Raw genomic sequence first — 20,903 nt, forward strand, 5'->3', positions numbered from 1 at the left:
TTCAGAACGCCACAATGGCCGCCGCGTTATGGGCCTTTCATGCCGCTTTTTCAACTCCCGGTCTTGCCCCGCAGCATGCCGCGCAACTCGCCCAGCCGCACCGCGCCGGTCAGGTGGGCCACGGCGCCGAAGACCAGGATGCCGGACGTCACGATCACGGCCATGCCGAGGACACGGCGCAGTTCGGTCGCCTCCGGACCCGACCACGGACCGAGCGCCCAGGCCAGCCCCCACAAAACCGCGCCCATCACCGCCGACGCGGCGAGCATGCGCGGGAAGCGGTGGCGCAGGCGCGCGTCGACCTTGAAATGACCCCGTTTCATCAGGCCCCGCGTCAGGAACGCCACGTTGAGCCAAGACGACAAGGCGGTCGCCGCCGCCAGCCCGACGAATGCCTTTTCGAAATAGCCCTGTAGGCTCGCGAACAGGACGACGAGGCTGATCAGCGTGTTCAGCACCAGGCAGACGATGGAATAGCGTACCGGTGAGCGGGTATCGTGACGGGCGAAGAAGCCCGGCGTCAGGATCTTCACCAGGATGTAGGCCGGCAGGCCGGCGGCGAAGGCCGCCAGGGTCAGCGCCGTGTTCCAGGTGTCGGTGGCGGTGAATTCGCCACGCTCGAACATGGTGGCGATCAGTGGCACCGGCACGATCATCGACGCCACGGCGCAGGGAATGGTCAGGAACAGGCCGATCTCCATCGCCCGATTCATGCTGGCCCGGGAATCCTCCTCCTGGCCCGCCGCCACCTGGCGCGACAGCATGGGCAGCAAGGCCGTGCCGACGGCGACGCCGATGACACCGATGGGCAGCTGGTTCAGCCGGTCGGCATAGAACAGATACGAGATCGAACCGGCCGGCAGGAAGGAGGCGATCATCATGTCGATCAGCAGATTGACCTGCATGGCGCCCGCGCCCACCGCGGCCGGCGCCATCAGCAGCAGAAGCTGCTTCACGTTCGGGGTGAGCCTGGGCCAGCGCAGCCGAAGGCCCATGCCCGCCGACCGGAGCGAGCCGAAGAGCCAGAGGAACTGGGCGAGCCCACCCGCGGTGACGCCCCAGGCCAGCGCATGGCCCGCCGGCAGGTAATCAGTCAGCCACAGCATGGCCGCGATCATGGTCAGGTTGAGGATGATCGGCGTGCCGGCCACGGCGGCGAACCGCCCGCAGGCATTGAGAATGCCGCCCTGCAGCGACACGAGACTGATGAAAAGCAGGTAGGGAAAGGTGATTCGAGTCAGCTCGACGGCCAGGTCGAACTTGGCCGGATCACCGGTGAACCCCGGCGCCAGCAGCAGCATGAACCAGGGCATGATCGCCTGCACCAGCCCGACGAACGCGAGCAGCACGGTAAGCAGTACCGCCAAGGTTTCCTCGGCGAACACGCGAGCGCTGGCGCCGGTCTCGTCCTCGGTGAGCTTGCGGGTGAACAGCGGCACGAAGGCGGCGTTGAACGCGCCTTCGGCGAACAGGCGGCGGAAGAAGTTCGGCAGCTTGAAGGCGACGACGAAGCAGTCGGCGACAACACCGGCGCCCAGCACGCCGGTCATCAGGATATCGCGGGCAAACCCCGCCACGCGGCTGATCGCCGTGAAGCCGCCAATCGTCGCGGTCGCGCGTCCCAGAGACATGAGGCGCCTCAGGCCGGAAGAAACGGAAGAGCGCTATTCGGCGGCAGCGGCATTCTTGGCGGCCTTGGCGGAGGGTTTGGGCGTTGGGGCGGCTTCGTCCTTCGTCTCGGCCTTCTTGGCGGCGCGCCGGTCGCCCGGGGGTTCGCGCAGCGCCTCCAGCAATCGGTCCTCGATGGCCTTCAGGCGTCCCTCATGCGTGATCTTGTGTCCGAACAGGTCGCGCACGTAGAACGTATCGACCGCCCGCTCGCCATAGGTGGCGATATGGGCGCTAGAAATGGTCAGCTTCAGATCGAACAGCGCGCGCGTCACATCGTGCACGAAGCCGGGGCGGTCGCGGCCGTTCACCTCGATCACCGTATGCGTGTGGCTGGCGTTGTTGTCGATGAGCACGATCGGCGCCACCGTGAACACCTTGCGGGTACGGCTGGGCATGGCCGGCGGCTTTGCCAACTCGCGGCGCGGGATGACCTCGCCCGCCATGGTCTGCTGGATGGTCTTTTCCAGTCGTTGCAACCGGGTCTTGTCGGTGAAGGCCGTGCCGCCTCGGTCCTGGATCGTGAAATGATCGAGGGCCATGCCATCTTTGGTGGTGAAGATCTTCGCATCGACGATGGACGCATCCAGCAGCGCGATGGCGCCGGCGATCCGCGCGAACAGGCCGGGATGATCCTGGGTGTAGATGGTCAGGTTGGTCGCGGCCTGGAACGTGTCGGAACGGGCGGCGAGGCGGTATCTCTCGTCGGCGGCATCGGCGGTGGCCACGAGGCGCGCGTCGTCGATCTGCACCTCGAGCGGCGTGCCCGTCCAGTACAGGTCGTAGTGCCGCTTGGCATAGGCGTCGAAGGCCTCGTCGGACCAGTCGGCGAGCGCCTTGCGCAGGGCATCGCGCGCGGCCTGGGCGCGCCGGGCGGCGCCATCCGACAGATGGCCGCCGGTGAGGAAATCCTCGGCGTTGTAATAGAGTTCGCGGAGCAACTGGCCCTTCCAGCCGTTCCAGACACCGGGTCCGACCGCCTTGATGTCGACGACGGTCAGGCACACCAGCAGGCGGAGACGCTCGGGACTCTGCACCACGTCGCAGAAGTCCTTGATGGTCTTGGGGTCGCTGATGTCGCGCTTGAAGGCCGTGTTCGACATCAGCAGATGCCAGCGCACCAGCCACGCCGTCGCTTCGGTTTCGCCCTCCGAGAAGCCCAGACGCGGGCAGAGACGCTCGGCCACCTTGGCGCCCAGCACCGAATGGTCGCCGCCGCGTCCCTTGGCGATGTCGTGCAGCAGCACGGATACATACATCACCCGGCGCGACAGGACCTTGTGGATGACCTTGTGGAGGGTTGGATGCTCGTCGCCCAGATTGCCGGCTTCGATCTTGGACAGGATCTCGATGGCGCGGATCGTGTGCTCGTCCACCGTGTAGTGATGGTACATGTCGTGCTGCATCTGCGCCACGACACGGCCGAAATCGGGAATGAACCGCCCGAACACGCCGGCTTCGTTGAGGCGGCGCAGGGTCGTCCCCGGATCCTTCGGCGAGGTCAGCATCTCGAGGAAGATGGCGTTCGCCTCGGGATCGTTGCGCACCGCCTTGTCGATCCGTCCCAGATTGCGCGTGATCAGCCGCAGCGCTTCCGGATGAATGTCCAGCTCGCGTTTCTGGGCGACGCGGAACAGGCGCAGGATCGATACTGGATCGCGCTCGATATCCTTGGGATCGGCGAAGCCCAGCCGGTCGCCCTCCACCTCGAAGCCTTCCAGCTCGCGCCGGCGCAGGCCGATGCGCGGCAGACGCAGCAGCGGTTTCTTCTGGTGCTGATCTTCCAGATGGGCGCAGAAGATACGGGTCAGGTCGCCAATGTCCTTGGCCACCAGGAAGTAGTGCTTCATGAAGCGCTCGACACCCGCCGTGCCCGCGTGATCGGTATAGTTGAGGCGTTCCGACAACGGCTTCTGCACATCGAAGGTCAGCCGTTCCTCGGCCCGTCCGACCATGTCGTGCAGATGGCAGCGCACCGTCCAGAGGAACTTCTCGGCCTTGTCGAAGCGCTGCTTCTCGGTCGCCGAGAGCACGCCCTTTTCCACCAGAACGCCCACATCGTCGGCGCGATAGAGATATTTCAGCAGCCAGTACAGCGTATGCAGGTCGCGCAGGCCGCCCTTGCCGTCCTTCAGATTCGGCTCGACCAGATAGCGGCTGTCGCCCATGCGCTTGTGACGCTCGTCGCGTTCGGCCAGCTTGGCTTCCACGTAATCCGGGCCGCTAACGGCGACCACTTCCTTGTCGAAGCGGGTACGCAGCTCCTCGAACAGATTGCGGTCGCCCCAGACATAGCGCATCTCGAGCAGGGCGGTCCGGATCGTGAGGTCCTTGCGGGACAGACGCAGGCACTCCTCGACGGAGCGCACCGAATATCCGACCTTGAGACCCAGATCCCACAGGACATAGAGCATGAACTCGACCACCTGCTCGCCCCAGGCGGTTTGCTTGTAGGGCAGCAGGAACAGCAGATCGACGTCGGAGAACGGCGCCATCTCGGCGCGGCCGTAACCGCCGACGGCGACCACCGACAGGTGCTCGGAACTGGACGGGTTGGAGGCGCGATATTCGTAGGCGAGCGTGAAGTCGTAGAGCACACGGATCAGCTGGTCGATCAGGAACGAGCGCGCATGCGCCACCTTGCGGCCGCCCTCGCCCGCGTGCAGGCGGCGGCGCACCTCGGCGTCGCCGGCGGCAAGCGCGTCCTGCAGCGTCTTGACCAGCACGCCGCGCAGCTTGTCGGCCGCGGACTCCTCGGCAAGGCGCTCGAGCGTCTCGATCAGCGCCTGACGGTCGATGATGGCTTTGCGGTTGGCGACCTGTTGCATGCGCCTAACCTAAGGCTTGAGACGGCGATTTACCACTGCCGCGACGCACTATTCGTCAAGCAATCCGCGCAGGCGGTAGACCAGATCAAGCGCCTGACGCGCGGTCATCTCGTCCGGATTGACGCCCGCCAGCGCCTCGGCGAGCGGCGACGCCTTGGCTGGCGGCGGCGCGCTCTGGCGCAGATGCGCGGCGAACAGCGGCAGGTCCTCGGCGAGGCCGGTGACCGGCCCGGACTGGCCGCCCGCTTCCAGCTTCTGGAGGACGGCCTGAGCCCGGGTGACGACGGCCGGCGGCAGTCCGGCGAGCCGGGCCACCTGGATGCCGTAGGACCGGTCGGCCGCGCCGGGTCCAACCTCGTGCAGGAAGACCACCTCGCCCTGCCATTCGCGCACCTTCATGGTGTGCGGGCTGAGCGCCTCCAGCTTGCCGGTCAGCGCCGTCAGCTCGTGATAATGGGTGGCGAACAGGCCCCGGCTGCGATTGACGTCGTGCAGATGCTCGACGGCCGCCCAGGCGATGGACAGGCCATCATAGGTGGCGGTCCCCCGGCCGATCTCGTCCAGGATCACCAGCGAGCGCGGCCCCGCCTGGTTGAGGATGGCGGCCGTCTCGACCATCTCGACCATGAAGGTCGAGCGGCCGCGCGCCAGGTCGTCGCTGGCCCCGACGCGGCTGAACAGGCGGTCGACCACGCCGAGATGAGCGGACGAGGCCGGCACATAGGCGCCGATCTGGGCCAGGATCGCGATCAGCGCGTTCTGGCGCAGGAACGTGCTCTTGCCCGCCATGTTCGGACCGGTGACGAGCCAGAGCCGCCTGCCCTCGCCCAGATCGCAGTCATTGGCGACGAAGCTGGCGCGCGACTGGGCCGCGACGGCGGCCTCGACCACCGGATGGCGCCCGCCCCTGATGTCGAAGGCCAGGCTGTCGTCCACCTGCGGCCGGCAGTAATTGTGCGCGGCGGCCAGGTCGGCGAGCGCCGCGCCGACATCGAGCACGGCCAGCGCCCGCGCCGCCAGCGAGATCGCCGCCCAATCCGCCGTCACCTGCGCCGAAAGCGCCTCGAACAGGCTCAACTCCAGCGCCAGGGCCTGGTCGGCGGCGCGGCTGATGCGCGAATCCAGCTCGGCCAGTTCGGTGGTGTTGAACCGGACCGCGCCGGCCATGGTCTGCCGGTGGATATACACCTCGTTCAGCGGCGGCTTGAGCAGGCGGTCGCCATGACTGGCCGGCACCTCGATGAAATAGCCGAGCACGTTGTTGTGCTTCACCTTCAGGCTGGCGATCGCGGTATGGTCCTTGTAGCGGCCCTGCAACCCGGCGACGAGCTGGCGGGACTGGTCGCGAAGCTGGCGCAGCTCGTCCAGCGCCGGATCATGGCCCGGAGCAATGAAACCGCCATCGCGGGCGATCAGCGGCGGTTCCTCGACCAGCGCGCCGCTCAGCAGGCCCACGAGGCCGCCATGACTGCCCAGATCCTCGGCGGCCACCGCGATCACGCGCGGCGCCCGGCTGAGCGCGACCTCTGACACCGCCTTGCCGATCAACTGCTGGATCTCGCCCGCGCGCGCCAGGCCCTGCGCGATGGCGGCCAGATCCCGTGGGCCGCCACGGCCCAGCGACAGACGCGACAATGACCGCTCCAGATCCGGGCACGCCCGCAGCATGTCGCGCAGCTTCGCGGCGAGCGCGGGACGCTCCATGAACCAGGCCACGGCATCGAGGCGATGATCGATCTCGACGGGATCGGTCAGCGGCGACGACAGGCGCTCGGCCAGCAGGCGCGCGCCGGCGCCGGTCACCGTGCGGTCGATGCACGAGAGCAGCGTGCCGCCGCGCTCGCCCTGCTGGCTGCGGATCAGTTCCAGGCTACGGCGGGTGGCGGCGTCGATGGCCATGGTGGCATGCGCCTCGACCCGCTGCGGCGGCCGCAGACGCGGCAGCGTGCCTTTCTGGGTATCGTCCAGATAGGCGACCAGCGCGCCCGTCGCCGCCAGTTCGGCCCGGGTAAAGGCGCCGAAGCCATCGAGACTCGCCACGGCGAACTGGCGCTTCAGCACCTCCTCGCCGCGCTGGGAATTGAACCGCGCGGATGGCAGCGGCGTCAGCGCGGTGTGCCAATCATCCAGCGCCTCCCGCACCTCGGCGACCGCGCCCAGCGTCTCCGGCACCAGCAACTCGCCGGGCTGCAGGCGGGCAAGGTCCGCCTCCAGATCCTCGGCCGTGGTCGGTCCCGTGGAAAAATCGCCCGTCGACATGTCGAGCCAGGCCAGCGCCAGCGCGCCCTCGGCCCGTCCCAGCGCGGCCAGGTAATTGTGGCGGCGCGCATCGAGCAGGGTTTCCTCGGTCAGCGTGCCGGCGGTGACCAGCCGGACCACGTCGCGCCGCACGACCGATTTGGAGCCGCGCTTCTTGGCCTCGGCCGGGTCCTCGATCTGCTCGCACACGGCGACGCGAAAGCCCTTGCGGATCAGCCGCGCCAGATACCCGTCGGACGCATGGACCGGCACGCCGCACATGGCGATATCCTCGCCCTGGTGCCGGCCCCGCTTGGTCAGCGTGATGTCGAGTGCCTCCGCCGCCTTGACGGCGTCGTCGAAGAACATCTCGTAGAAGTCGCCCATCCGGTAGAACAGCAGGCTGTCGGGGTACTGCGCCTTGATCTCCAGATATTGAGCCATCATCGGCGTCGCGCCCTCGGGCGCGGCCGTATTCGGGGTTGCGTTCTCGGAAGAGCGTGTTAAAGACATAAAATAACGTTATCGAGGTCCAACACCTAACGATCCATCCCCAGGGCGATCAAAATCGGAAGAAAGTTTCGCGAATGCGCAATTGAGGCACGTCCTTTTCCGTAATGGAGGGTGACAGATGGGCGCTCCTATGGTACCGCCCGCCTCTACCGATTGCCAGCCCGCCCCCCAACCCGACAAGAAGTTTCATGGCCGAACAGAAATTCACCGATCGCGAAGCGCTGCTGTTCCACACGATGGGTCAGCCGGGCAAAATCGAAATCGTCTCCACCAAGCCGATGGCAACCCAGCGCGACCTGTCGCTGGCCTATTCGCCCGGCGTCGCCGTGCCGGTGCGCGCGATCGCGGAAGATCCGTCCTGCGCCTATGACTACACCTCCAAGGGTAATCTGGTCGCGGTGATTTCCAATGGCACCGCCATTCTGGGCCTGGGCAATCTGGGCGCGCTGGCGTCCAAGCCGGTGATGGAAGGCAAGGCGGTTCTGTTCAAACGCTTCGCCGACGTGGATTCCATCGATCTAGAGGTCGATACCGAGAACGTCGAGGATTTCATCAATTGCGTTCGCCTGCTGGAGCCCAGCTTTGGCGGCATCAACCTCGAGGACATCAAGGCGCCCGAGTGCTTCATCATCGAGCAGCGGCTGCGCGAGCTGATGAACATCCCCGTGTTCCATGACGACCAGCACGGCACGGCGATCATCGCCGCCGCCGGCCTGATCAACGCGCTGGACCTGACCGGCCGTGACATCCGGGACGTGAAGGTCGTTGTCAATGGCGCCGGCGCCGCCTCGATCGCTTGCGTCGAGCTGATCAAGGCCATGGGCGTGCCGCACAACAACGTCATCGTCTGCGACACCAAGGGCGTGCTGTACCAGGGCCGCACCGAAGGCATGAACCAGTGGAAATCGGCGCATGCCGTGGTCACCGACCACCGCACGCTGGCCGAAGCCATGGCCGGCGCCGACGTGGCCATGGGCCTGTCGGCCCAAGGCGCCTATTCGGCCGAGATGGTCGCCAGCATGGCGCCGAACCCGATCATCTTCGCCATGGCCAATCCCGACCCGGAAATCACCCCCGAGGAAGTGGACGCCATCCGCACCGACGCCATCGTCGCCACCGGCCGGTCGGACTATCCGAACCAGGTCAACAACGTGCTGGGCTTCCCCTACATCTTCCGCGGCGCGCTCGACGTGCGCGCGACCACCATCAACGAGGACATGAAGATCGCCGCCGCCCGCGCCCTGGCCGAGCTGGCGCGCGAGGACGTGCCCGATGAAGTCGCCGTCGCCTACGCCGGCAATCGCCCGTCCTACGGTCCGGGCTACATCATTCCGGCGCCGTTCGACCCGCGCCTGATCAGCCGCATTCCCGCCGCCGTCGCCCAGGCGGCCATGGAGTCCGGCGTCGCCCGCCGTCCGATCATGGACATGGACGCCTACCGCGCCAAGCTGAGCGGCCGCCTCAACCCGACCGCGGACTTCCTGCAGAACATCTACCAGAGCGTGCGCACCACGCCCAAGCGCGTGGTGTTCGCCGAGGGCGAGGAGGAAAAGGTCATCCGCGCCGCCATCGCGTTCCGCAACGCAGGCTACGGCACGCCGCTGCTGGTCGGCCGCGAGGAGCTCATCCACGCCAGCATGGCGGCCATGGGAATCGAGGATCTGGCCGGCATCGAGGTGCACAACGCGCGCGAGAGCCAGAACAACGAGGCCTATGCCGACTTCCTGTACAAGCGGCTGCAGCGCAGCGGCTCGCTGTACCGCGACTGCGTGCGCATGGTGAATAACGACCGCAACGTGTTCGCCGCCTGCATGGTCGCCTTTGGCCACGCCGACGCCGTCGTCACCGGCCTGACCCGTAATTACTTCGTCACCTACGAGGAAATCCGCCGCGTCATCGACCCGCTGCCCGCGCACACCGTGTTCGGCCTGTCCATGATCGTCACACGCGACCGCACCGTGTTCATGGCCGACACCCAGGTCAACGAACTGCCGACGGCCGAGCAGCTGGTCCAGATCGTCAAGGGTGCCGCCGCGACCGCCCGCCGCTTCGGCCACGAACCGCGCGTCGCCCTGTTGTCCTATGCCAATTTCGGTCACCCGGAAGGCTTCCGCAGCGATCACATCCGCGAGGCAGTGCGCATGCTCGCCGAACAGAAGCCCGACTTCGAGTTCGACGGCGAAATGTCCGCCGACGTCGCGCTGAACCCGGAGTTGCAGAAGCTCTATCCGTTCATGGGCCTGTCGGGTCCGGCCAACGTGCTGGTCATGCCGGCGCTGCATTCGGCCAATTTGTCGTCCAAGCTGCTGCAGGAGCTGGGCGGCGGCACCGTCATCGGCCCGCTGCTGAGCGGCCTGGAGCGCTCGGTGCAGATCGTGCCGATGAACGCCGGTGCCTCCGACCTGGTCAACATGGCCGCCCTCGCCGCCTTCGGCGCGGAACTGCTCTAGTCCAAGGGTAGACGCCTCTCGCAAAAAGAAACGGGCGCGTCCTCGAGGACGCGCCCGTTTTCTTTTATGCGCGGAGTCCCGTCGCCGCCGCTCTCAGAGCGGACGTTCGCGCCGGGCCAGATGGGCGAAATACTTGTCCGGCACGCGGGCGATGGACTGGAGGATGAACACGTCGGTGGTGCCGAACTGCTTGTCGATCACCGCCCCGTCACCGATGTAGCAGCCGCAGCGCAGATAGCCCTTGATCAGCGGTGGCAAAGCCTTGACCACATCCCTTTCGCGGATCTGATCGGCGGCCATCATGTTCATCTCGATATGACGCGACGGCACGGCGTAGACGCACAGTTCCTCCGGCGCGCGGAAGTTGTGGTAAAGGTAGGACAGCGCCTCGGCATGATCCGTCAGATCCGTGCCCGGCAGGCTGGCGCACCCGAACAGATACGACACCTTGTGCTGATAGACATACTCGGCGATGCCCTTCCAGAGAAACTGGATGGTGGCGTTCGACCGGTATTCCGCCCGCACGCAGGAGCGGCCCAGTTCGAGAAACTGCCCGTGCTGGCGCGCGGTGTTCGCGTCACGGCCCATGAACAGCGGGCTGAGGTCGTATTCGGACGCCGAATAGAACCCGTCATTGGCGATGGCGACTTCTTCCCTCAGCAGCCGGTACGTCCCCACGACGGACTCGTCCGCGGGCAGCGAATGGTCGATGACCAGAAGATGATCGCAGATGGGGTCGAATTCATCCACGTCCAGCTTGTCGCGCGCCATCTGCTGGGTGGCGGCGGCACCCATCTCCTCGTAGAAGACCCGGTAACGGAGATGTTGCGCGGCAATGATTTCGGACTCGTCTTGCGCCAATCGGACTTCAAGCGGGGCCGGTCTGGTGGCTAGAACAGCGATGACAACACCTATGTTGTTGTGGCTTCCCCAGATGATCGGCGGACCATATCACAGTTCCGGAGGGCCGGGCATGAACTTTCAATTAACCGGGGGAGTCTGTTTTGTTACGGACCCGAAATGCCGTGTCACGAAGTACAGCAGGACCAGACCTGGCACGGCGGCCAGCACGGTGAGCGAGAAATACATCGGCCAGTTCACCGCTTCCGCGACGTAGCCGGCCGGCGCCGACAGCAGCGTGCGACCTACGTTCATCAGCGACGACAGCAGCGCGTACTGGGTCACGGTGTAGGAGATGTTGCACAGCCCCGACATGTAGGCGATGAACGCCGTCACGCCGACGCCGCTGGCGAAATTCTCGATACCGATGGTCGCGCCCAGCACCCATGGGTCCGGGCCGGCCCACGCCAGCAGCACGTAGGTGAAATTCGAGAACAGTTGGACGAGCCCGCCGATCCAGAGGCTTTTCATCACCCCCAGGCGATTCACCATGACCCCGCCCAGCAGGGCGCCGGCGATGGTGGCGACGAGGCCAACGGGCTTGCTGATGAGCCCCACCTGATCCAGCGTGAAACCCAGTTCCAGATAGAACGGACCGGTCATCATCGCCGCGAGCGTGTCGCCCAGCTTGTAGAACAGCACCAGGGCCAGCACGATCAGGGCGAAGACGCCGAAACGCCGGAAGAATTCGATGAAGGGCGCGGCGACGGCCACGTAGAACCAGGCCGCCGCACCGTGCAGCGGCGACGGAATACCCGGCCAACGTCCCAGAAACGCCCGCGCGTCGGTCTCCTGTGCCTGTGCGTCGTCGGCGGACGGCAGGGGCGGCTCCGGTGTCAGCAAGGTGGCGGCCACGCCGACCAGCATGAGCAGCGCGACGGCGGCGTAGGCGATGGGCCAGCCGCCATGGCCGGCCACCAGCAGGATACCGGCGCTGGTGATCAGCAGGGCGATCCGATAGCCGATGGTATAGGCGGCGACGCCGGCGCCCTGCTGGCGTTCGTCCAGCAGCTCCACCCGCAGGCCGTCGATGACGATGTCCTGACTGGCCGACAGAAAGGCCACGAGGACGGCCGCCATGGCGGTGAGCGTCAGGTGCCCCGGCCCCGGATCGGACGACGCCATCAGCAGGATCGCGCCGATCAGGGCGATCTGGATGCCGAACAGCCAGCCGCGTCGGCGTCCGAGCAGCCCGTTCAGAACCGGGAATGGCAACCGGTCGATGATCGGCGCCCAGACGAACTTGAAGGCAAAGGGCAGCGTCACCAGCGTGAACAGGCCCACCTCGCCCTTGTCCGTGCCCACTTCGGTCAACCAGTAGGTCAGCGTGCCGAACGGCAGCACGAACGGCAGTCCCGAGGCAAAGCCGAGGAAGAAGAACAGGAAAACCCTCTTCTCGAAGAACACGGCCGACCGTGTCAGCCGCTCGATCCAGGGCCGTGGCAACACATAAGTGGCGGATTCGGTCATGCGCGGCACGTTTCCGGCTTCGGGGTGGGGCAATGGCCGCGCACTCTAGACGCGTCCGATCCATAGGGCCATTGCTGGCTGATGGGCGGCGTCAAATCTCGATCTGGGACCCCATCTCGACCACCCGGTTGGCGGGGATCTCGAAAAAGTCCATGGCGCTGGCCGCGTTTCGCGTCATCCAGGCGAACAGGCTCTCGCGCCACATGGCCATGCCGGGCCGGACGCTGGGGATGACCGTCTCCCGCCCCAGGAAGAACGACGTCTGCATCATGTTGAAGGTGAAGCCATGCGCCGCGGCGAGCCGGAGCGCGCGCGGCACGTCCGGGTCCTGCATGAACCCGTAGTGATAGATGATGCGGAAGAAACCTTCACGCAACTCGGTGCACTCCAGCGCCTCCTCGTTGTTCAGTCGCGGTACCTCCTCGATCTGCATGGTGAGGAAGATGTTCGTGTCGTGCAGCACCTTATTGTGCTTGAGGTTGTGCAGCAGGGCATGGGGCACGCCATCGGAACGACCCGACATGTAGACCGCCGTTCCTGGCACCCGCTGTATCTTGGCCGACAGGGACGCGAGGAACGTGTCGGTGGGAATCGCGTCGCGGGCCTGGCTGGCGCGCACCAGCAGGCGGCCGCGCTTCCACGTGGTCAGCAACACGAACAGGGCAAGGCCGGCAAACAGCGGGAACCAGCCCCCATCGGGAATCTTGGTGAGGTTCGCGCCGAGGAAGGCCAGATCGATGATGACGAACACGGTCAGCAGCGCGATCGCCCGCCAGCGCGGAATGCGCCAGAGCATGAACATGACGAAGGCCAGCAGCAGCGTGTCGATGAACATGGTCGCCGTCACGGCGACGCCATAGGCCGCCGCGAGATTGGTCGATGACCCGAAACCCAGCACCAGCAGGATCACGGCGACCAGCAGCGACCAGTTGACGAAGGGCACGTAGATCTGGCCGATCGCTGCCTCGGAGGTGTGCTGGACGCGCAGGCGCGGCAGGTAGCCCAGCTGCACCGCCTGGCGCGTGACCGAGAACGCGCCGGAGATGACCGCCTGCGAGGCGATGATGGCGGCCAGCGTGGCGAGGCCGAGCAGAGGCCACAACGCCCAGTCGGGCGCGAGGCGATAGAACGGGTTGTCGATCGCCGCCGGGTCGTTGATCAGCAGCGCGCCCTGACCGAAATAGTTCAGCATCAGCGCCGGCAGGACGAGCGCGAACCAGCCGCGCCGGATCGGCGGACGGCCAAAATGACCCATATCGGCATAGAGCGCCTCGGCGCCCGTGACGGCGAGGACGACCGAGCCAAGGGCCAGGAAGGCGATCCACTGATCCTTGATGAAGAAGTCCACCGCGTAATAGGGGTTCACCGCGGCCAGGATTTCCGGATGATCGATGATATTGAGCACGCCCAGCCCGGCCAGGGTCAGGAACCAGACCAGCATGATGGGACCGAAGAAGCGCCCGACCACCGCGGTGCCATGCTTCTGGATGACGAACAGGCCGATCAGGATCACCACCGTGATCGGCACGATGAGGTCATGCAGGCCGGGCGCGGCGATTTCCAGTCCCTCGACGGCGCCCAGCACCGAGATGGCGGGCGTGATCATGCTGTCGCCGTAGAACAGCGCCGCCGCGAAGATGCCCAGCAGGGCCACCACCGGAAACAGCCGGGAGCTCTGGGTCAGATGGCTGACCAGCGTCAGCAGGGCCAGGCTGCCGCCCTCGCCCTTGTTGTCGGCCCGCATCATCAGCATGACGTACTTGAACGACACGATCGCCATGACCGCCCAGAAGATCAGCGAGATCACGCCGTAGACATGGGGTGCGTCCAGCGCCAGGGGATGCGCGCCGGCGAACGCCTCCTTCATGGTGTAGAGCGGGCTGGTGCCGATGTCGCCGAACACGACCCCGACGGCGCCGAGCGCGAGCCGGACGAAAGACTGCTTGTGGGTGTCTGGGGACAACGGCGATACCGGCGCTAGGGTTGAGGTTCCAACCGGGGCTGGCGGCCGGCCGGCACGGCCGGTGCGGATACCGTCAGGGCGGAGGGCGCCTTCGCCGCCACTCTAGTGCGGATCGCGGGCGGGCGGAATGGGGAAATCGTCGCCATTGGCGCCGATCAGCAGCAGCGTCCGATCCGCCCGCCGCGCCCGCCATAACGGCTTTCCTGGCGCTCGCGGAAGAATTCGTCGCGCGTCATGATCGGTTCATTTGGATGGTGCATGCGGCGATGGACCACGTAGAGATCATAGTCGGGCAACCCGACCATGAGCCGGGCCATCTGCGACAGCATTCGGTGGACGTCTCGGACGTCACGCATGGACGCGCTCCACTGTCTCGCGCGCGCTGGGTTCGGGATCGGCGAGCGCGCGGCGGATGCTCACGAATGCGGCGACCAGCATGGCGATGACGACGGCCATGAACAGGCCGCACAGGGCGGCGTCCACGTAATCATTGAAAACGATCCGCCGCATTTCGTCCAGCGTTTTGGCGGGCGCCAGCACTTCGCCCGCCGCGATGGCGTCACCGAACTTGCGCGCATGGGCGAGGAAGCCGATCGCCGGGTTTTCGTGGAACAGCTTCTGCCATCCGGCCGTCAGCGTGCAGATCAGCAGCCACGACGCGGGCGCCGCGGTGACCCATGCGTATTTCTGACGCTTCATCTTGACCAGCACGACGGTGGCGAAAATCAGGGCGATAGCGGCCAGCATCTGGTTGGCGATGCCGAACAGCGGCCAGAGAGTGTTGATGCCACCCAGCGGATCGACCACGCCCTGATAGAGGAAATATCCCCACGCCGCGACGGCAAGCCCGGTGGCGAGCAGATTGCCGGTCCAGGACGAGGTTTCGCGCAGCGTCGGCACGACCGTGCCGATCATGTCCTGGATCATGAAGCGGCACACCCGGGTGCCGGCGTCGATGGTGGTCAGGATGAACAGGGCCTCGAACAGGATGGCGAAATGATACCAGAAAGCCATGAGCGCCTTGCCGCCGATCGCCGCCGACAGGATTTCCGCCATGCCCACAGCCAGCGTCGGGGCGCCGCCGGCACGGGACAGGATGGTGCTTTCGCCGATGTCGCGCGCGACCTGCTCCAAGGTCTCGGGCGTGACAGCGAAGCCCCAGCCGGAAATGGTCGCGGCGACGGCCTCGGGCGTGGTGCCGATCAACGCCGCCGGACTGTTCATGGCGAAATAGATACCGGGATCCAGCACGCAGGCGGCGATCAGCGCCATCACCGCGACGAAGGATTCGGCCAGCATGGCGCCATAACCGATGAAGCGCGCCTGGGTCTCGTTCTCCAGCATCTTGGGCGTGGTGCCCGATGAAACCAGCGCGTGAAAACCGGAGACGGCGCCGCAGGCGATGGTGATGAACAGGAACGGGAACAGCGTACCGCTGAAGACCGGACCGGTGCCGTCGATGAAGCGGCTGATGGCCGGCATCTTCAGATCAGGCATCACCACCAGAATGCCGATGGCGAGACCGACGATGGTACCGATCTTGAGGAAGGTCGACAGATAATCGCGCGGCGCCAGCAACAACCAGACCGGCAGCACGGAGGCAACGAAGCCATAGCCGATCAGCATCAGGGCGAGGGTCTCGCCGGAATAGGTGAACAAGGGCGCGAGCGTGGGGCTTTCCGCGACCACCTGCCCGTAGACAATGGACAGCATCAGCAGCACGAAGCCGATCAGCGACATCTCGGCGATCCGGCCGGGCCGTATGTAGCGTCCGTAAATGCCCATGAGGAACGCGATGGGAATCGTCGCGATCACCGTGAACGTGCCCCACGGACTGACGGCAAGGGCCTTCACGACCACCAGCGCCAGCACCGCGAGCAGGATGACCAGGATCATCAGCACGCCGAACATGGCGATGAACCCCGGCAGCGCGCCCATTTCCGACTTGATCATGTCGCCCAGCGAACGGCCGTCGCGCCGTACCGAGAGGAACAGGATCACCATGTCCTGCACGGCGCCGGCAAAGACCACGCCCGCCAGGATCCAGAGAACACCCGGCAGATAGCCCATCTGCGCGGCCAGCACCGGGCCGACTAGCGGGCCAGCACCGGCGATGGCCGCGAAGTGATGACCGAACAGCACGTACCGGTTGACCGGCACGAAATCCAGACTGTCATTGTGAACAAAGGCGGGAGTGCGCCGGTTACCGTCGAGGCGCAGAACCTTGGTCGCGACGAACAGGCCGTAGAAGCGGTAGGCGATCAGGTAGACGCAGGCCGAGGCGACGACAATCCACAGGGCGTTGACATGCTCGCCCCTGCTGAGCGCCACCACCGCGAGCGCGCCGGCGCCCACAAGGGCGACAAGCGCCCAGACAAGCATGCGTCCCATCGCGCTTCCCCCTCGCTGGCCGGCAGTTACTCGGCGTAGACGTACTTGCCGTCTTTCCAGACATAAAAGACGTAACCGGGCGCGGAATTATCGCCCTTTGCGTCGAATTTGAGCGCGCCGAGCGCCGTGTCGAAGCTGTTGTTCTTCAGCGCGGCGGTCACCGCCTCGAAGTCGGTGGTGCCAGCCTTGTTCGCCGCCTGCGCCCAAGCCTGGATCGCGGCGTAGGTGTACAGGGTATAGGCCTCGGGCTCGTAGTTATCGGCCCGGAACGCTTTCACCAGCGCGTCATTGGCCGGGATCAGACGGGGATCGGGGCCGAAGGTCATCAGCGTGCCGGCGCCCGCGTCGCCGGTGATTGCCCAGAACTCCTCGGTAACCAGAGCATCGCCGCCGATCAGCACCGAACTCAGGCCGGCGGCGCGCATCTGGCGCACGATCAGGCCCGCTTCGGTCTTGTAGCCGCCGAAATAGACGTAATCCGCGGCGGCTTCCTTCAGCTTGGTGACGAGGGCGCTGTAATCCTTCTCGCCCGCCGTGATGGCTTCCTCGAGCACCGGCTCGACGCCCTTGGCGCGCGCGGAGGCCGCGAACTGGTCGGCGAGGCCCTTGCCATAGGTCGACTTGTCATTGACCACGGCGATGCGCTTGCCCTGGAACCTGGCGGCCACGTACTCCGCGGCCATGGGGCCTTGCGCATCGTCCCGTCCGCAGACGCGGAACACACCCGGCAGACCCCGCTCGGTCAGCTGCGGGTTGGTGGAGGCCGGCGAGATCTGCACGATATTGGCGTCCGCATAGACGTCCGAGGCCGGGATCGAGGCGCCAGAGCAATAGTGGCCGGCGACGAAGACCACGCCCTGGGAGGCGAAATCATTGGCGACGCTGACGGCCTGCTTGGGATCGCAGACGTCGTCGCCGATGGCAAGCTTGAGCTGCTTGCCGTTCACGCCGCCCTGGGCGTTGATATCGGCGACCGCCTTTTTCGCGCCGCGCAGGAATTGTTCGCCGATCGCCGCCTCGGCGCCGGTCACCGGCCCGGCGACGCCGATGACGATGTCCTCCGATTCCGAACAGGCGGACAGCAGGCCGACGGCGACAAGAGCGAGAAGCGAAGTCCGGAACCGCGTCATGACAGGAACCCCCTACGAACAGAATGACCGGAAAAAGAAAGCCAGAGCATACAAGCTGACCGGCGGACTGCAAGGAACGCCGCCGTGGTCACGGCCGGCGGCGCCAGCCGAACGGGCCGGCCCGAACGAACAGCCACGGATATTGCGTGACCATGCGCCGTGCCCGGGTCGCCCGGTACGACGCCAGCGCCATGGCGAGCAGAATCGCCGTGTGCACGACGAAGCCGGATAATGACAGCAGCGCCCCGTTAAACAGGGCAAAGATCAGGAACCGGTTGGCCAGGCCGAGCAGGAGGACGTAAGGCACCACCAGCCAGGCCGGTCGCCAGCTATCGGCCAGCGCGCGTCCCGTCATGATCGCGCAGCCGCCCATGAAGATGATGGTCACCGCCAGGGTGACCGACCAGGATGTGCCCAGCAGCGCCGGCCAGTTCATGGCGCGGACTCCGGCACGGCGGGCGCGGCGCCCTCCAAATAGGCCGCCTGGACCGCCGGATCGGCCAGCAACTCGGCGCCGGTGCCGCGCAGGGTAATCCGTCCGTTGACCATGATGCAGGCGCGGTGCGCCAGCTTCAGTGCCTGGAAGGCGTTCTGTTCGATCAGGAAAATGGTCATGTTGTCGTCGCGGTTGATGGCGCCGATGATCTCGAACAGCTGCTTGACCACCAGCGGCGCCAGGCCCAGCGACGGCTCGTCGAGCAGCAGCAGGCGCGGGCGGCCGATCAGCGCGCGGCCCATGGCCAGCATCTGCTGTTCGCCGCCCGACAGCGTGCCGCCGCGCTGGGTCAGCCGCTGCTTCAGCAGGGGAAATAGCGTCAGTACCCGTTCCAGATCCGACGGGAAATATTTCGGGTCCACCGCGTAGCCGCCCATCTGGAGATTTTCCAGCACGGTCATGCGCGGAAAGATTCGCCGGCCTTCCGGCACCTGGGAAATGCCGCGCCGGACGATTTCGAAGGTGGGCAGATCGGTGATGTCCTCGCCCTCGAACAGGATGCGGCCCTGCGAGGCGCGCGGCTTGCCGCAGATGGTCATCAGCAGCGTCGTCTTGCCCGCGCCATTGGCGCCTACCAAGGTGACGATCTCGCCAGCCTGGACTTCGATATCGACGCCGTGCAGCGCCTCGATCCGGCCATATCCCGCATGCACGTTCTGGACGCTGAGCATCAGACCGCGCCTCCGGCGGCGACACCCGCCGCCGCCAGTTCTTCCTCGGGCGTGCCCAGATAGGCGCTGATCACCGCCGGGTCGCCGCGCACCGCCTCGGGCGTGCCCTTGGCGATGCAGGCGCCATGATCCAGCACGACCACATGGTCGGAAATCTGCATCACCACGCTCATGTCATGCTCGATCAGCAGGATGGACAGACCGTGCTCGCGCCGGATATCCAGCAGCAGGTCGGACAGATCGTCGGACTCGCGTGGATTCAGGCCCGCCGCCGGCTCGTCGAGGCACAGGAGCACCGGTCCGGCGCACATGGCGCGGGCAATTTCCAGCCGGCGCTGGGAGCCATAGGGCAAACTTCCTGCGGGCAAGTCCGCCGCGCCGGTCAGGCCGATCTTGTCGAGCCAATAGCGCGACAGCTCCACGGCCCGCCGCTCGGCCTTGCGGTAGACCGGCAGGTGCAGCAGACCGGCGATGGCGTAGCCCGACGCGCGGGTCAGTGCCAGATGCTGGGCGACCACCAGGTTCTCCAGCACGCTCATGCCCGTGAACAGACGGATATTCTGGAAGGTGCGCACCACGAGGGCATCGCGGGCGATGCGGAAATCAGGCATGCGCTCGAGCAGGAACTTGCGACCGTTCTCATGGGTCAGCTCCAGGCGGCCGACGCTGGGGCGATAGAAGCCGGTAAGGCAGTTGAACAGCGTCGTCTTGCCGGCGCCGTTCGGTCCGATAATCGCGGTGATCTCGCCCCGCAATGCCTGAAACGACAGGTCGCTGACGGCGGTGAGGCCGCCGAAGCGCATGCTGAGATGTTCGACGTCGAGAAGAACCGGGTTCATCGCGCCACCGTCGCCTCGGCCTTGTCCTCGTCTTCCGGCGCGTCCTTGCCGTCATCCAGCGTCACGGTCGGGCTGCGGTGCGACAGCAGGCCCTGCGGGCGCCACAGCATGATCAGCACCATGGCGCCGCCAAAGGCCACCATGCGATACTCCTGCAGCTCGCGGAACCATTCGGGCAGCCCGACCAGCAGCACCGCCGCCAGCACGATGCCGATCTGACTGCCCATGCCGCCCAGCACGACGATGGCGAGAATGGTGGCGGATTCGATGAAGCTGAAGCTCTCCGGGCTGATGAAGCCCTGCCGGATGGAGAAGAACGCGCCCGCCAGCCCGGCGAAGGAGGCACCGATGGCGAAGGCCGACAGCTTCACCGTCACCGGGTTGATGCCCAGGCTGCGGCAGGCGATCTCGTCCTCGCGCAGCGCTTCCCAGGCCCGGCCGGTCGGCAGCCGGCGGATACGCTGGGCGAACAGGGTGGTCACCAGCGCCAGCACGAGGATGAGATAGTAGAGAAACGTCATCCAGTGCATGGCGGAATAGGACAGGCCGAAGAAGTCGGCGAAGCCCGTGCTGCCCGCCGGCGCGCGCGCCGGATTGTCGAAGGAAAGGCCGAACAGGGTGGGACGCGGGATGCCGGTGATGCCGTTGGGGCCATTGGTCACTTCCTGCCAGTTCAGCAGGATGACGCGGATGATCTCGCCGAAGCCCAGGGTGACGATGGCGAGGTAATCGCCGCGCAGCCGCAGCACCGGAAACCCCAGCAATATGCCGAGAAACGCGCCCATGATCCCGGCCAGCGGCAGGCAGATCCAGAACGACAGGCCGAAATGGAGGGACAGCAGGGCGCTGGAATACGCCCCGATGGCGTAAAACGCCACATATCCCAGGTCGAGCAGACCCGCGAGCCCGACCACGATGTTAAGCCCCCAGCCCAGCATCACATAGATCAACACCAGGGTTGCCACGCTGACCACGCTGCGGTCGGCGAACGGCATCAGCGGCAACACCAGCGCCGCGCCGATCAGCACCCAGCCGAAGATCAGCCGGTAATTGATCGGCGGCCCGGCGGCTTCCTCCTCCCGAGCCAGCGAGCGGGCCCAGCGCGCCGTGGCGGGCGCCAGCAGTCTCACGGTCACGGTAAGCAGGAGCCGCCCCAGGAACACGGCCGCCGCGGCATAGAGCACCCACAGGAAGCGATAGTCGAGGCTGAGCCCCTGCGCGGAATCCACCAGCCGGAAACCGAGGAGTGGAATGGCCAGCAGCGCCGCGACGAACGCCGCGAGCCCCGCATCGCGCAGCATGGACGCGAGCGGCGGAATCCTGCGGTCGGGCGCGCCTGCCATGCG

14 protein-coding genes are annotated in these 20,903 nt (G+C 66.1%); 1 reads left to right on the forward strand and 13 read right to left on the reverse strand.

What is annotated here, in order from left to right:
- Nucleotides 1–50: 50 nt before the first annotated feature.
- From murJ to mutS, 3 genes are read right to left on the reverse strand one after another with little or no spacing between them, the layout of a single operon-like run.
- Nucleotides 51–1,631 carry a murein biosynthesis integral membrane protein MurJ gene (gene murJ / locus WJU17_RS11605; protein WP_346327561.1) on the reverse strand — a complete coding sequence of 527 codons (1,581 nt, stop codon included), beginning with the start codon at nt 1,629–1,631 and terminating at the stop codon, nt 51–53.
- A 33-nt stretch (nt 1,632–1,664) separates the two neighbouring features.
- Nucleotides 1,665–4,496 (reverse strand): [protein-PII] uridylyltransferase, encoded by a 2,832-nt coding sequence (locus WJU17_RS11610; RefSeq protein ID WP_346327562.1) that lies wholly within the window; start codon nt 4,494–4,496, stop codon nt 1,665–1,667.
- A 48-nt stretch (nt 4,497–4,544) separates the two neighbouring features.
- Complete coding sequence (mutS, locus tag WJU17_RS11615; RefSeq protein WP_346327563.1) at nt 4,545–7,181, reverse strand: DNA mismatch repair protein MutS; 2,637 nt, start codon at nt 7,179–7,181, stop codon at nt 4,545–4,547.
- Between the two features lie 254 nt (nt 7,182–7,435).
- On the opposite strand from mutS, the gene WJU17_RS11620 reads away from it, so the two are divergent.
- Nucleotides 7,436–9,697 (forward strand): NADP-dependent malic enzyme, encoded by a 2,262-nt coding sequence (locus tag WJU17_RS11620; RefSeq protein ID WP_346327564.1) that lies wholly within the window; start codon nt 7,436–7,438, stop codon nt 9,695–9,697.
- Nucleotides 9,698–9,790: 93 nt separating this feature from the next.
- On the opposite strand, the gene WJU17_RS11625 is transcribed toward WJU17_RS11620, so the two are convergent.
- The 10 genes from WJU17_RS11625 to livM form a co-directional block, all read right to left on the reverse strand.
- The gene (locus WJU17_RS11625; protein ID WP_346327565.1) at nt 9,791–10,558 is read right to left on the reverse strand and encodes a GNAT family N-acyltransferase; all 768 of its coding nucleotides are present in this window, start codon (nt 10,556–10,558) and stop codon (nt 9,791–9,793) included.
- A gap of 120 nt (nt 10,559–10,678) precedes the next feature.
- Nucleotides 10,679–12,067 (reverse strand): AmpG family muropeptide MFS transporter, encoded by a 1,389-nt coding sequence (locus tag WJU17_RS11630; RefSeq protein WP_346327566.1) that lies wholly within the window; start codon nt 12,065–12,067, stop codon nt 10,679–10,681.
- 91 nt (nt 12,068–12,158) lie between these two features.
- Nucleotides 12,159–14,030 (reverse strand): potassium transporter Kup, encoded by a 1,872-nt coding sequence (locus WJU17_RS11635; protein WP_346327567.1) that lies wholly within the window; start codon nt 14,028–14,030, stop codon nt 12,159–12,161.
- Between the two features lie 155 nt (nt 14,031–14,185).
- Nucleotides 14,186–14,386, reverse strand: coding sequence for a YbdD/YjiX family protein (locus WJU17_RS11640; protein WP_346327568.1), 201 nt, complete (start codon nt 14,384–14,386; stop codon nt 14,186–14,188).
- Complete coding sequence (locus tag WJU17_RS11645; RefSeq protein ID WP_346327569.1) at nt 14,379–16,421, reverse strand: carbon starvation CstA family protein; 2,043 nt, start codon at nt 16,419–16,421, stop codon at nt 14,379–14,381. The genes WJU17_RS11640 and WJU17_RS11645 overlap by 8 nt, the downstream gene beginning before the upstream one ends.
- Before the next feature lie 26 nt (nt 16,422–16,447).
- Nucleotides 16,448–17,551, reverse strand: coding sequence for a branched-chain amino acid ABC transporter substrate-binding protein (locus tag WJU17_RS11650; RefSeq protein WP_346327570.1), 1,104 nt, complete (start codon nt 17,549–17,551; stop codon nt 16,448–16,450).
- Nucleotides 17,552–17,639: 88 nt separating this feature from the next.
- Entirely contained in the window at nt 17,640–17,987 is a 348-nt protein-coding gene (locus tag WJU17_RS11655) for a DUF6867 family protein (protein WP_346327571.1), read from the reverse strand.
- Complete coding sequence (locus WJU17_RS11660) at nt 17,984–18,718, reverse strand: ABC transporter ATP-binding protein (protein WP_346327572.1); 735 nt, start codon at nt 18,716–18,718, stop codon at nt 17,984–17,986. The genes WJU17_RS11655 and WJU17_RS11660 overlap by 4 nt, the downstream gene beginning before the upstream one ends.
- Entirely contained in the window at nt 18,718–19,557 is an 840-nt protein-coding gene (locus WJU17_RS11665) for an ATP-binding cassette domain-containing protein (protein ID WP_346327573.1), read from the reverse strand. The genes WJU17_RS11660 and WJU17_RS11665 overlap by 1 nt, the downstream gene beginning before the upstream one ends.
- Nucleotides 19,554–20,900, reverse strand: coding sequence for a high-affinity branched-chain amino acid ABC transporter permease LivM (gene livM / locus WJU17_RS11670; protein ID WP_346327574.1), 1,347 nt, complete (start codon nt 20,898–20,900; stop codon nt 19,554–19,556). The genes WJU17_RS11665 and livM overlap by 4 nt, the downstream gene beginning before the upstream one ends.
- Nucleotides 20,901–20,903 lie beyond the last annotated feature (3 nt).

Origin of the sequence: Iodidimonas sp. SYSU 1G8, from assembly GCF_039655775.1 — a bacterium.
GTDB lineage: Bacteria > Pseudomonadota > Alphaproteobacteria > SMXS01 > SMXS01 > RI-34.

Coding starts and splice junctions, on each gene's coding strand:
- WJU17_RS11610 (WP_346327562.1), bottom strand. CDS start 4,496: ATGCAACAGGTCGCCAACCGCAAAGCCATCATCGACCGTCAGGCGCTG.
- WJU17_RS11665 (WP_346327573.1), bottom strand. CDS start 19,557: ATGAACCCGGTTCTTCTCGACGTCGAACATCTCAGCATGCGCTTCGGC.
- WJU17_RS11660 (WP_346327572.1), bottom strand. CDS start 18,718: ATGCTCAGCGTCCAGAACGTGCATGCGGGATATGGCCGGATCGAGGCG.
- livM (WP_346327574.1), bottom strand. CDS start 20,900: ATGGCAGGCGCGCCCGACCGCAGGATTCCGCCGCTCGCGTCCATGCTG.
- murJ (WP_346327561.1), bottom strand. CDS start 1,631: ATGTCTCTGGGACGCGCGACCGCGACGATTGGCGGCTTCACGGCGATC.
- WJU17_RS11620 (WP_346327564.1), top strand. CDS start 7,436: ATGGCCGAACAGAAATTCACCGATCGCGAAGCGCTGCTGTTCCACACG.
- WJU17_RS11645 (WP_346327569.1), bottom strand. CDS start 16,421: ATGGGACGCATGCTTGTCTGGGCGCTTGTCGCCCTTGTGGGCGCCGGC.
- WJU17_RS11640 (WP_346327568.1), bottom strand. CDS start 14,386: ATGCGTGACGTCCGAGACGTCCACCGAATGCTGTCGCAGATGGCCCGG.
- mutS (WP_346327563.1), bottom strand. CDS start 7,181: ATGATGGCTCAATATCTGGAGATCAAGGCGCAGTACCCCGACAGCCTG.
- WJU17_RS11655 (WP_346327571.1), bottom strand. CDS start 17,987: ATGAACTGGCCGGCGCTGCTGGGCACATCCTGGTCGGTCACCCTGGCG.
- WJU17_RS11650 (WP_346327570.1), bottom strand. CDS start 17,551: ATGACGCGGTTCCGGACTTCGCTTCTCGCTCTTGTCGCCGTCGGCCTG.
- WJU17_RS11630 (WP_346327566.1), bottom strand. CDS start 12,067: ATGACCGAATCCGCCACTTATGTGTTGCCACGGCCCTGGATCGAGCGG.